Source organism: Ruegeria sp. AB5, from assembly GCF_056542645.1.
This window is the reverse complement of record NZ_JBQGAE010000015.1, coordinates 24,342-36,702: the sequence shown is the minus strand read 5'-3', so window position 1 is coordinate 36,702 and position 12,361 is coordinate 24,342. Positions and strand designations below refer to the sequence as shown.

General features: G+C 58.8%; 12 protein-coding genes. All 12 read right to left on the bottom strand.

The window, feature by feature from the left end; genetic code table 11:
* Positions 1 to 284: 284 nt before the first annotated feature.
* The 12 genes from ACR0L4_RS19400 to ACR0L4_RS19345 all read right to left on the bottom strand — a co-directional run bounded on the left by ACR0L4_RS19400 (position 285) and on the right by ACR0L4_RS19345 (position 12,333).
* Positions 285 to 782 carry a phage baseplate assembly protein V gene (locus tag ACR0L4_RS19400; RefSeq protein WP_170752923.1) on the bottom strand — a complete coding sequence of 166 codons (498 nt, stop codon included), beginning with the start codon at positions 780 to 782 and terminating at the stop codon, positions 285 to 287.
* Complete coding sequence (locus tag ACR0L4_RS19395) at positions 779 to 1,915, bottom strand: phage late control D family protein (RefSeq protein WP_480514704.1); 1,137 nt, start codon at positions 1,913 to 1,915, stop codon at positions 779 to 781. Before ACR0L4_RS19395 ends, ACR0L4_RS19400 begins: the two co-directional genes overlap by 4 nt.
* Positions 1,912 to 2,211: a hypothetical protein gene (locus ACR0L4_RS19390; protein ID WP_480514703.1), complete on the bottom strand. Its 300-nt coding sequence runs from the start codon at positions 2,209 to 2,211 to the stop codon at positions 1,912 to 1,914. Before ACR0L4_RS19390 ends, ACR0L4_RS19395 begins: the two co-directional genes overlap by 4 nt.
* A gap of 9 nt (positions 2,212 to 2,220) precedes the next feature.
* The gene (locus tag ACR0L4_RS19385; RefSeq protein WP_170752929.1) at positions 2,221 to 2,838 is read right to left on the bottom strand and encodes a hypothetical protein; all 618 of its coding nucleotides are present in this window, start codon (positions 2,836 to 2,838) and stop codon (positions 2,221 to 2,223) included.
* A 59-nt stretch (positions 2,839 to 2,897) separates the two neighbouring features.
* The gene (locus ACR0L4_RS19380) at positions 2,898 to 3,149 is read right to left on the bottom strand and encodes a hypothetical protein (RefSeq protein WP_170752931.1); all 252 of its coding nucleotides are present in this window, start codon (positions 3,147 to 3,149) and stop codon (positions 2,898 to 2,900) included.
* Complete coding sequence (locus ACR0L4_RS19375; RefSeq protein ID WP_480514702.1) at positions 3,139 to 4,797, bottom strand: eCIS core domain-containing protein; 1,659 nt, start codon at positions 4,795 to 4,797, stop codon at positions 3,139 to 3,141. The genes ACR0L4_RS19380 and ACR0L4_RS19375 overlap by 11 nt, the downstream gene beginning before the upstream one ends.
* Positions 4,798 to 5,002: 205 nt before the next feature.
* Positions 5,003 to 7,111, bottom strand: coding sequence for an ATP-binding protein (locus ACR0L4_RS19370; protein ID WP_480514701.1), 2,109 nt, complete (start codon positions 7,109 to 7,111; stop codon positions 5,003 to 5,005).
* Positions 7,108 to 8,409 (bottom strand): Pvc16 family protein, encoded by a 1,302-nt coding sequence (locus ACR0L4_RS19365; RefSeq protein WP_480514700.1) that lies wholly within the window; start codon positions 8,407 to 8,409, stop codon positions 7,108 to 7,110. The genes ACR0L4_RS19370 and ACR0L4_RS19365 overlap by 4 nt, the downstream gene beginning before the upstream one ends.
* Positions 8,406 to 9,491: a hypothetical protein gene (locus tag ACR0L4_RS19360; RefSeq protein WP_480514699.1), complete on the bottom strand. Its 1,086-nt coding sequence runs from the start codon at positions 9,489 to 9,491 to the stop codon at positions 8,406 to 8,408. Before ACR0L4_RS19360 ends, ACR0L4_RS19365 begins: the two co-directional genes overlap by 4 nt.
* Positions 9,452 to 10,174 (bottom strand): T4 family baseplate hub assembly chaperone, encoded by a 723-nt coding sequence (locus ACR0L4_RS19355; RefSeq protein WP_480514698.1) that lies wholly within the window; start codon positions 10,172 to 10,174, stop codon positions 9,452 to 9,454. The genes ACR0L4_RS19360 and ACR0L4_RS19355 overlap by 40 nt, the downstream gene beginning before the upstream one ends.
* 6 nt (positions 10,175 to 10,180) lie before the next feature.
* Complete coding sequence (locus ACR0L4_RS19350; protein WP_480514697.1) at positions 10,181 to 10,708, bottom strand: phage tail protein; 528 nt, start codon at positions 10,706 to 10,708, stop codon at positions 10,181 to 10,183.
* 26 nt (positions 10,709 to 10,734) lie between these two features.
* Positions 10,735 to 12,333, bottom strand: coding sequence for a phage tail sheath family protein (locus ACR0L4_RS19345; protein ID WP_480514696.1), 1,599 nt, complete (start codon positions 12,331 to 12,333; stop codon positions 10,735 to 10,737).
* Positions 12,334 to 12,361 lie beyond the last annotated feature (28 nt).

Genomic DNA, 12,361 nt, shown 5'->3' with positions numbered 1-12,361 from the left:
GACGCCTGTTCCAGTTGGCGCGCAGACTGCCTGAGAACTTTGCACCAGAACTGGCTGACCACTGGCCTTGACCCGTGTCGCGCCACTGGTCCACTGGGCCGTGACGCAGGGCCCGTTTCCAGCAGTAGGCGGTGGCAGAGCGCAACCAGCAACGGTGTACGGCGCTGGCTGAACAGTGACTTTCGCTCCGCTTACGCTGACACGCAAATCCGGTTTTGTCGGCGTAGCATTGCCGCCATGCATGCAGGTCACAGTCGCCCCCTGATGCAGCACAAAACCCGGCATCACGTCACCTCCAGCGCTGTGCCGTTGACTGATGTCTTTGGCCCTTGCAGAGCAACCGTCGCCCCCTGCCCGGTCGTGATCTCGATGCCCTGTGGTCCCATGGTGATCTTCAGCCCACCCTGCCCTTCTATCGTGATCGAAGCAGGCCCCGGCCCATCAGCAATGGTGATGGTCGCCGTGTCCGTTTTCAGGACTTTTAGCTCGGCAATCTGCAGGCCTGCGGGCACATCGTCGGAACTGTTCCAGAACCCGCCCATCCAGACCGGATACTCCGGGTCTCCGGCTTCGAACAGAATCCACAGCTTGGCCCCGACGGGCGGGATGAAAAAGAATCCAACGCCCGGGCCGGCATAGGGCACGCAAGGCATTGCCCAGGTCAACGTATTGCTTCCAAACACACTGGGAAGGCTGAACTGAACACGACCTTGCCTTTGCGGATCGATGTTGTTGGTCACTTCGCCACGGAATAGTCCCTCCAGTCGCGCTCCGCTTGTCATGGCGTCACCAGTGGCGTGGTTGTTCCAAGCCCCTCACGCGAAAGGTTGAATTTCTGTTTGTACATGCCGCCTTTTACATCGATCGTGTGGGTGACGGATTTAACGTAGAACCGCCCATCAAAACTGTCCCCTGCTCCGCGCACGTCTACCAGGCTGCGCGGTTTGAGAATGCGACCATAGCGCAAGGCGTCCAGCGTGCCTTCGGCGGTCACCACGTTGTCATAGGAGGTGTTGACCTTGCCTTGCGCGCGCACCCGTTTCTGAGCATCGGTTTCACCGTCCGGCCCGTCATCCAGAAATGCTTTCTTTTTGGGGTCGGGGATGCGCGCAGCCAGCGGAACACCCCGCTCATAGCTATCGATTGTCTCGGTATCGCCAGAAGACTTGGTGTAGGTCACTGCCGTTGGCGTCAACTCGCCATAGGAAAAGGACATCGTTTCGACATTGGTTCCCGGTCCCATATTCACCGAAAGCGCAGGTTGCGGCACGTTCAAGCGTTGGGGTGGCCCCCAATAAGCAACGTTTGAAAGCGGGATGAGGCCTGGTTCGACGTAGAAAACAAACCCATGTTTTCCAGCCAGCTTCTTGATGAACTCAAGATCCGTTTCCTTAGTTGTCTGGCTGCGTGTCTGCTCGGTGACCGGGCGCGTTAGCGAGTCATTCGGCGGCATCACCTGCGGCACGATCCCGAATTCGACAATATACGGCAGCAAGATGAGCGGAACAATCACGTCATCGCCCAGTTGCGGGTATGGCCGTTCCTGTTTCTCCAGATCCATCATGACGCTGACGTCTTCGCCGGTCACCGTCAGTTTGGACTGGCCGGGTTCATCGCTGGGCGCGAGTTGTTGTTTGGTAATGATCCCGTCCATGATCGGCTGGGGCTTGACGCCAAACAGCACTGACAACACGACCCGGTTAAACGGCTTCAGCTTTGCCTCTTTAAGAAGGGCAAAGTCCTTCTGGTCGGCCAATCCTCGCCCGACCTGGAACACCATCTGGAACCCGGAACGTTCGCTGTCCTTGGCCGTCACCTCGACGCTTTGCAGCGCTTCGTTCAGCTTGAGCGGTGCCGGTGTCGGCAGGGTGTCGCCCATCAGAAGCTGAAGGTGAAGGCCGAACAGGTTGATCATGGTGACTCTCCGGGCAAGAGCGAGACGATCAGCCGGGATCCGGTTTCTTCAACCAGCGCCTCGGCGCGCATTGCATTGTTCACATCCGCGATCTGCCAGAACAGTTCTGGATCACCCAGATACAGCGAAGATAGATGATCTAACCGATCCCCTTCCTTGACCAGATGTTCGCGGATCACAGTGCCGCCACCCGGCGCAGGCAGGAAACGGCGCGCCACATATCGTGTTTCACGCCCGTCCGGTACGGTATGGGTCAAAACCTCAACATTGGCATATCTGCTGCCGGGCTCGAACATGGGCAATCCTCACTCAAATAACTCGTCGAGATTGTCGATATTGGCGACGCTCCCGATCGTGGCGAACACCTCTTTGGCGATCTGATGCAGCATGAAGATCCAGTAGCCCGGATGCGTCAGCGAGAGATCGTTATAGCTGAGCACGCGCAGGCCAAGGCTGGCTTTTGCTTCGATGGGGTTGAGGTTGCTGTCGAACCTCTCTTCCTCGATTTTGAACTCCTTGACCTGCACCGGTAAAATCCGTTGCGGTCCCCAGACGAACAATGTCAGCGGACCTGTCGGTGGGATCACTTCGATGGTACCTGTGGCCAGAAGAACGGTGTTGGTGATAACCAGCGCACTTTTGGGGTAGACCAGCATCTCAAGCGCCGAAAGCTGCGGGTACAGCCCCAGTGACTCAGTGATGCTGTCGCCAATATCCAGATCATCGGCGGCATCGAATTTTAGGTCGAATTTGATAACCTCCTCGGGCGGGCCCTTCAGCCTTTCCGTTTCGAAAATTGACCCTTTCTTGCCCGCGCTCTGTGGTGTCAGGGTCCGAGTGATCTTTTCCGGATTGAACTGGAACACCGTGATCGACGCCACGGGGTTGAACGGGTCCAGACCGATGAGGGCACCTTTCCGCATGCGCTACGCTCCTTCACCCTTGGAAGGCGATGGGCCCGACGTATGTCGCGCGACCCAGATCACTGCTCGAACCGCCGCGAAAGAATTTCGCCCGTCGTGGCAGAGACCGTGAAGTGCAGTCCTCCGCCCTGCGATTGCGTGTCCTTCGGCTCAAAGTCGATCTGCCATTGGGTGTCGGCAAGAACGATCCCGATCCTGTAGATCGAAAGATCCGCAACATATTGCCGTGCGTCTTCCATTGCGATGCCAAGCGCGGAATCCGCCGGGATACCTCCAGATTCAGTTTCAGTCGACATGGGTTCATTGCTCATCATGGGATCCGTCCGTTTTGGCTTGGGGTGCGAGTCCGCCGCCTGAACCTGGCAGTCCCTGATTTCCGGCAAGATGCAACCGCCGGTTCGGGCCGCTGGCAAATACATCAAAGGTTGTCGTCACCATATCGTTTGACCCGACGACGATGTCCGGGACACCATGTGCAGTATCGACGGTCGTATCCTGTGGGCTTGGCCCTGCGGCCCATGCTGGCCCCAGATTGGGATGGGTGTGAAACTTGGCGACCACGATGCTGTCGGCAACAATTGGTGGTGAGGCGAGGTTGATCCCTGCAGTGGCACCCGCCGCCTGACGGCGTACCGACAATCTGTTCGTAGTGAGGTTCAGGTAGACCCACCCGCCCTCTTCATGCTGACTGACCAGCGGCGGGTTCACTCCAACGTCGGAATCCGTCCAGGCCGTGGCCAAAGCTGCCGAGACAGTCGAATTTGCGACAAGGCGGTTGTGCGTCGGTGCACGCCGTCCGAGCAGCTCCACACAACGGGCAAAATCGTTCCAGGTTGAAAGATGCGACCGCATCCGGGTCAGGAACGCAGTTTCGGCCAGAATGACATCTTTTTGCAAAACCGTTGCCGCTCTGATCGTGGTGCTCCAATCGGCGTAGGTTGTGTTTCCAGCCGTCATCAAACCGTCAAGATCGCTGCGCAGCTCGACACCTGCTGCAAGACCACCCAATCCGGTAAACCCCAGGAAGTCGGCCTCGCCAAGGATTTCACGGCTGAGCCGCCTGCGCGTGAAGCCATCGACCTTTCCGGTGGCCGGAAGACCATAGAGGATCTGATAGTCGGCAACCGCCTGGACGAAATTGGCGTCGATCGCCGCCGGAGACGACGAAATGCCAAGTATGTCGCGCAACAGTTGGATTTCCGCCGCTTCGGTGATGGTGATCTGATTAAACGTGATGGCATCTGATATTTCCGCCGGACTCAGAATCTTCCGGGCAGCGTCGGGGGTGGTCGGCGGCACGGCCAGATCGCGCTGTATCAACCCGGTGAGCCCGCCTGATTGCTGTACGACATGGGTCAACTCATGGGCCATCAGGCTGCGGGCCGATGCCGTCCCGCTGGCAAATTGCCCGCTTCCAAAGACGATATGATTGTCCACAGTGTAGGCGCGCGCGCCAATCTGTTCGGCAGATGCCGCCGCACGTTCGTCGGAATGCACGCGCACGCCACTGAAGTCGGCACCAAAATGCGGCTCATACAGAGCCCGGTCTGCGGTATCGAGCGGTCGTCCCGCCGTCGCGACAACGCTTTCAACCACCGCCAGAGCGCTGGAACTTACATGCTCAGGTGCTTCCCCACCTCGCGCCTTCAATCGCACCGTTGAGGCGGCGACAGTGCCGTCCCTGCCGTTCGCCACTCCATACGCGCTGGATGCCGATGACGGATCAAACGTTCGTGCAACATGGTCCGCCTCACGCTCAAGAGGGCTGGAAGCCGACCCGACGCGAAGCGTGGTCTGGAGCTTTGTCCGGCTTGTCGGCACCGTGCTGATATCCCAACCGTGGCCCAGCGCGTGAACCCGTCGCGACAAAGGCTTTGGTGCGGCTCGACTGGTCCGAAGTGTACCTGCCGCTCCGATGTAGGCATTTTGGGTTGCGATGGGTTTCAGCTGTCGTTTCATCCTCTCAACCTCACCCTCGTGGCTGATTCAATGCCGTTCACGACGTCATCCACAGTTTGCGCGAGAACTGCCCTGTTCTGGCGGAACCGCGGCCCGGCAGATTGAAGCTCTGTAGCAAGTGCATCACCGATCGCGGATCGCAATTCCGGGTCGCTGAAATCTGCGGGCCCGTTCAGTACCAATTGATTGATCGTGACCTCTATCCTCATGCCCGCACCTCCCTGATCGCGGGTGCCTCGTTACAGGTGAAATCGCCTTCGTTGACCGAGCGTTGCAGCTTTTCATACTCTGCCCGTGCCGCAGACAGGACCAACGGCATCGTCACCGGTTCCTTCGCCTCCGCCGCCATGAAAGCGGCGTTCATCGCCACGGTCGTGATATTGCCACCGGATAAGTTCAATCGTGCCAAATGGTCGTAATCGATTTCCACAACTGGAACGCTCGGCGGCCAGGCCCGCTGCCAGATTTCGCGTCGGCGCGACGGGTCGGGATACGGGAAATTGACCACAAAACGCAGCCTGCGCAAAAACGCCGCGTCTAAGGCACCGCGCATATTCGTGGATAGAATGGTCAGACCGCTAAAGCTTTCGACCCGCTGCAGCAGGTAGCTGGTTTCGATATTGGCATAGCGGTCGTGGCTGTCACGCACTTCGGATCGTTTGCCGAACAGAGCGTCGGCTTCGTCGAAAAACAGGATTGCCCCTCCGCCCTCGGCCGCGTCAAACAACTGACGCAGGTTCTTTTCGGTCTCGCCAATGTATTTTGAGACCACTGCAGACAGATCGATCCGGTAAAGCCGCAGGTTCAGCGCGTTGGCGATCACTTCGGCCGCCATCGTCTTGCCTGTCCCGCTATCCCCGGAAAACAAGGCACTGATCCCAAGACCACGGTTCATCCGGTCGCGAAAACCCCAGTCATCATAGACCTGCGAGCGGCGTGAGACTTGCGCCGCCAACTGACGCAATAGGGCCAGTTCTGCCGGTGGCAAAACGATATCGTCCCATCCTGCGACCGGGCGAACGCGCTCTGCCAGACGATCCAGAACCGGCGTGGTGTGGTCGACACACGCTTTCCACAAAGTGTCGGACGCCCCTGCCTCGTTGCGGGTCAGACGGGCGATGCGGAGGATCGCCGAGGCGTTCAGGTCAAATTGACCGGTGATCTGCGTTACGACATCCGGGTTTACATCCGGCAGAGCACCAAACCAGAGCTCGCTTTGTTCACGGGCGGTTGGGCGATGGACCTCGACACTGGGACCATAGGCTGACTGACCAATACGCGTTCCCAGCGCAAACACGCCGCCGCTACGAGACAGAAACTGTGAAATGGGCGCGCTGTCAGAGTGTTCGGCTGACATTTCGACATGCGTATCCAGATACAGGGCAATCGGCATCAGCATGCTTTCGCGATGCCAGAGCCGTGCCAGCTGTTCCAGATCTTCCGGCGCGCTTGGCAACAGGCCCGCAGGCATCCTGCACGGCGTCAGACCCAAAGCCCGCAAGGCCCGCTGTGCTACCATTTGCTGGCAGGCGGGATCGGGGCCGACAAGCTGTACGGAAGACGGGCGCCCTTCGTTGGTTTGCCGCAATATCCGAACGACCTGAGACACCGCATTTTCCTGCGAGGTCGGAAGAACCGCCCGCGCATCGTCGTCAAAGGGCAACAGCAGGGGTGCGAGACGATCGTCAAGATAAGTCAGGCCTTTCAGAAAGTTGGTAACTTTCTCGTCTGCGCGCAATGCGCTGGTTGTCAGCGACTTGTCACCGGGTTGCGAAACTTCCACCAAGCGCCAATAGCGGAGGGGTCGCAGCGGTGAAAGAACATCCCAGGCCGGTTCCTCTAACAGAGCCAGGGCCAGCGCAAATGTCGGATAGTCCCGCGATGCGTCACCTTGCGCGGCCGCACATAACCCGGCGATCCGGGTGTCCAGTTCGACAGCGGCGCAAAGCAACAGAACCTCACGTTCAAAAGGTGTCAGGTCAAACCGGTCGCCCAGCAGACGCAGAGCCGGTTCTCCTTTGATTTCAGCTTCGGCCTTTGCGCGCGCATCAGCGGCCCTTTGAATATCCATCTGGCTTGGCGCTTTTGTCGGCGTAGGCGTAGTCCCTGACCGTTCACCAAAGAAACCCGTCCAGCGGTTGCTGCCGCGCGGTGCTTCAGCGACTTTGTGCTGTTCGGCCGCAAAGGCCGCCAGACGCAGGCGCAGATGCGTTATTGCGGCCGAAAGAAAAGCATCATTGGCGACGTGCCAATCTTCTGTCGTCGGAGCAACGGCCGTGGGTCTTGCGGCGGATGTGTCGTCAGGTTTGCTCATGGCGATATCGTCAATATCTGCGCCGCGTCAAATGAGGGCGGAACTGCAAGAAGATCAACCGGTAGACTGTCTATGCCGTCGATCCGCAGCCGGGCAACATGGTCTCCCTGCGCGAGGTTATCGACATCCACTGTCACCGTGCTGGGCGCGTCCGGATCAGCGGGTGTAACTGTGCCCGCGGCATCCGGTGTAAGCGCCCGGTCGCCCAGCAGAACCGCCACGCGCTGGTCAGCACGCAATTGCGGCGTGCAGGTCAATGTCAGCTCGAAAGGCTGCGCTGCCTCGGGTTGGTTTAAAGGTGCCAGTGCGCTAACCGTTGGGGCCAGCGCAAAGGTCAGCCGGTTTGTCACCCAGGAGGGCACATCGGGGTGCGAGACTTCCAACTCGAGCTGATAAAAACCTGCAGGCCAGTCACGCGCCACATTCGGCTCAGTTATCTCGGGCAGCGAGAACCGGATAGTTGTGTCGTCCCTTTCCGGCAGTATCGGGCGCGTATGTAAAATATCCTCACTCGCGGTCAGTCGTGCCGTCATAGTTGCCCCCGAAAAGTTGCTGCCTTTGACAACAATCACGTCGCCCAGTTCAGCCGACGGTTTGGCCAGAGCCGGCGGTGTCGGCAGCGCTGGATTCACGAACGCCTCAATGCGGCTCAGACTTGGGGCCGCGCCAGAAACGATGGCCGGACCCCGATCTGTTTCGCCGCGCCTCAGCACGGGCAACGGCGCGGAAGACAGGCGGGCGCTTTCGATCAGCAACACCCCGACTTTGTACCCCGCCGACAAACGATATTCGGACTGAAATCCCGACCAGATCCCCAGCAACTCGTCCGGTGTGATTGGCAGCGCCGTCACGCGAACCCGCTCGACCTGCGCGTCCAGTTTTGCTTCAGCCAGCGCCGCTTCGATCTCGGACCTCGCCAGTACCGGATGATCATGCAAGACGCGCATCGCATTGCCCAGCAGGACCTGCGCAATCAGTTCGTTGTCATTCTCGGCATAAACGGTAAGCAGATAGTGCAGGTTGAGCGGTAGGGCCGGCGGCAGCTTCTCGCCCGGTCGACCCTGACCTGGAAGGTCTGTATTCCGCCAGGCAGCGTTGTATTCCGTGTGATAGAGAAACAGGTTGATCCGGTTGCGCGTGGCATCTGGACGTACCTGATCGGGCGGCTGTGTCGTGATGTCGATCTGGTTGAGCGGTCGCGCATCGGCAGGCAACGTGCTGTAATCGGCTGTAGCAACCGGATTGAGCAGGTTGCGTAGGGTGAGCGTCGTCGCCGCGATTGCCAGAGGTGTGCTCATCCCGCACCTCCTGAATTCCGCATTTCAAGATATTCATCTAGGCTCATCAATGCCGGTTCGGGCCGCGCCGGTCCGGGTTCATCAGTTGGTTGTTCGGCGGCAAGCGCATTGACTTCGATCCGACCGATATTGATCCGAACAATCGTCTTGGCAGGTTCCACTTCGATGGGTACCGGCTGATCCGACACGGGTGCCAGGGGCGGCGCGGATTCGTGCGCTGGGGCTTCGGGGCGCAAGGACACAGTCTCGATTGGCTCCGGCACAGGAGACAAAACGAGTTCTATGTGATCGGCGCCTGGTTCCGGGTTGCGTTCAGAGAATTCCTTCGGGATGTCAGAAACCGGCTCCATATCGGCTTTTGCTGGCCCGGGTTGTTGCGGCACAGGTGATATCTCTGGCATGGGGTTCAGAACCATTTGCCTCACGATGCGTTCAAGTGCGCCAACATTTTTTTTGGCCGGCTGAGGCTGTCGCGCAGGTTCCAACGTCAGTTTTGGGGTCGGTGTGGATTTCCCCTGCGATTCAAGGGGTTCCGATATGTCTGTGTGTTGCACTTCGATTGCCTGAGGCTGAGGCAGTTTCCCCAATATGGTTTCCGGTCCAGCTGGCAAAGCCGTTTCGTTTCTTGACGGCAGAGGGTCTTGTACCTCAGCCACATCTATGTCCGGATCCGATGTCTGTTCAGTCTGAGGAGTCTCTGGCACCGCCTCAGGTATGACAGATTCCTCGGGCGCGGGTTCCAAGGCGGAAGTCGCAGGAGGACGAGCGTCCTCGACAAAAGAAGATGGTGGAGCCGTCAGTATCGGATTCTTGAGGTCTGGCGGCTCAGATGCGGGAGGTTTTTCAGGCACTATTAGAACAGGGGCTTCCGATGGTGGATCGCTTTGAACTGTGTCGTCCGGCAACTTTTCGAGCGCCTGTTCTGCTGATCCCTCGGCTTCGAAAACCCCAACCGGACGCGGGCGTACGTTTTCTGACTCGGGCGCCGACGTTTCCGGCAGCGGGCCAAGGTTTCGGGCCGCGAGAGATGTCAGAAAGTCGGTCATGATCTTGCCAGCGCCAAATACTGACGCCGCCGCCATGGGCTGAGGTCCAAAACATCCCGCTCGCGCCAGCCATAGGCCCGGGCCAGCACGTGGACATCGGTCAAAAGGCGGCGGACCCAGGCACCGATCTCTTCCCAGAAAAAGGCGAGAATATCGAACTGAGCAGACCATTCATGGCCACAGCGCGGGCAGATCATTGCTGCTTTCATGTCCGCGCGGGGATCGGTATCGCTGATGGTCTCGATCAGTGCCGCCCTTTGCGCTTGACTGAGCACGTTGATCGAAGTCTTAGAGCCCTCTTTCATCACATTGCAGACACAGGCCGACAACAGTGTTTCGGCTGCATCGGCATGGCTGGTCAATGCCTCCAGATCAGCCGTTGCAGGCAGCTTGAACGTGACCGACAAGGGACCGTCTTCGTAGGTCCAAGGACCTTTGCCCTTCGGCGCGGGCAACCTCACGTCTGCGGTGGAAAAGTTCAGTTCTAGCTGCTCGTCGCATTTTGGGCAGACCGCTAGGCTTTTCAGAGCGTCGCCGAACATCGCCTGCCGGAGGTCCAGAAGTCGGGCGTCGCGTTCTCCGATGGGCAACAGTGTCAGATGTTGCCGGGAAACAGAGGGTTCGGCTGCCTTTAGCAGCAGCATTGCACGAACCCAGGGAGCGGCACTCTGCCCCTCCTCCCAGACCTGCAACATCTTTCGAGGCGTCAATGGCGACATCAGGCATTAGTCCTCGGGATCTGTGAAGCTTTCTTCGGTTGGTTCCGTCACGGCTTGATCGCGCTCCCACCCTTCGTTCTCAAGCTTAAGGGTCTGGATCGCTACAGCGTTGGCCGATGCGTCAAGTTCCGGAAGAGATTGGTATTCCGACGGCCAGCAGCGCATCACATTGTAGCTGATCGCCAGTTGCCCAGCCTCGTTATAAAGCTCGATGATTATGTCCTTGCGGAAATCCCTAAGCGATACTTCCGCTCCCAAACCAGACCCCAGATTCCAGACCTTGTTGGCCCATTTCTCGAACTCGGTGTCATGGGTTACACCACGTTCCAGAGTGATCGTTTCGAACTTTGTTTGACCGGGTGATTTGCGCACCGTTGACGGATCGCCGCCTTCGCGGTGTTCAACAACTTCGGTCGTTCGGCCAAGCGCGCTGATCTTGCTGACGCCTGCCACATATCGCCCGTCCCATTTCACACGAAACTTAAAGTTTTTGTAGGGGTCGAAGCGTTCGGTATTGACGGAAAACTGTGCCATTGCCCTGCAATTCCTTTTCTGCCGGATCAGGTTTCGATGTCACCTGCCATCTGTTGAATCTTAAGGACGACGAACTCGGCCGGGCGAAGCGGCGCAAAGCCCACAACGATATTCACAATGCCCAGATTTATGTCGTTCTGCGTAGTGGTTTCGCTGTCGACCTTGACGAAATACGCGTCACGGGGCGAGCTGCCCTGGAAAGCGCCCTGTCGAAACAGGTTGTTCATGAATGCACCTATGTTCAGGCGTATCTGCGCCCAAAGTGGTTCGTCATTGGGCTCGAAGACGACCCATTGCGTACCGCGGAAAAGGCTCTCTTCAATAAATAGAGCCATACGCCGGATCGGAACGTATTTGTACTCGTCCCCAAGCTGATCGGCCCCACGCAACGTGCGTGCACCCCAGACGACACGCCCGGTGATCGGGAACGCGCGCAGCGAGTTAATGCCCAGAGGGTTGATCTGCCCGTTTTCATCATCAGTCAGTTTCACAGACAGGCGTTGCACGCCCCGCGTGGCTGCATCAACGCCGGCCGGAGCTTTCCAGACACCACGCGACACATCCGTGCGGGACCAGACCCCCGCGATGATGCCACAGGGGACAAACGTGTCCGACTGACCCTGTCTCAGCGGGTCCGGCATGATCACCCTTGGAAAATAGAGCGCGGCATTTCGTGCCCGAACGCCAGTCAGGTTAAGCGCTCCCAACCCGCCAGACGCAGCCGAAGCACTTGTCCATGCCGCTGGTGAATCGACGATCAGCATGGCGCGTCGCCTCACGGCATAGTCTAGTGCCTCGCTATAGACCGCCGCTGGCGTGTCACCGCCGCGCGTGTCTGGTGGAATACAAAGAATGTTAATCAGGTCGGCGTCTTCTAGTGCGTATAGCCGTGTCTTGTTGCCAAGGCTGCCGGTAAAATCGGTCGGTGACGTCAGGAACGCGCTGTCCTCGCCGTCGGTCGAGACTGGGCTGGACAATGTATCGTCGGTCCAGACGGTTGTTGGGTCGGCAATTGGTGCATCCGTTGCGGGTATCGCCCCGGCCAACGGGCTGGCTGCGCGGATTAGCGCGGATTGCGCCTCGAGCACACGGTCGACCCGGCGCTGACTTTCGGCGACAGTCAGGTTCACGAAAACTTCTTGTGTGCCGGTCACGGTGTCGCGAACAGTCAGATTGAACAAGTCCGCGCTGGTCAGTCCATCGGCGTCAACCCATGGCAAAGGGTGCGGGGACGTCTGCGCCGGAACGTCGTGGTCAATCCGGACGCGAAGCCCATTGGCCCAAGCCCCCGGGCTGGCCGCTGTCAGGGCCAATCCGTTCGCATCGACCTGAGCAGTGTCGGCCCCGCCGTCGGCCGGATCTGTATAAATACGAACGATAGTGGCCTGGCCGCCGCCATTGGCGAAGAAGTCGCGGACGGCGTAGCTCATCGGATACGCAATGCCGAGCCCTCCGAACGCGCGTTCAAAATCGCCATAGTTGTTGATGATGACCGGCGTATCGACTGGCCCCTTTGAAGCACGCCCCAGAAACGCAGTAATCGACGTCGCGACTCCAGCTATGGTTCGGACCCCACTTGGAGTTTCCTCGATATAGACACCGGGGTATGTCAGGACTGCGGGCATGGCTGAGCTTCCTTACAGTTGGGGAAAA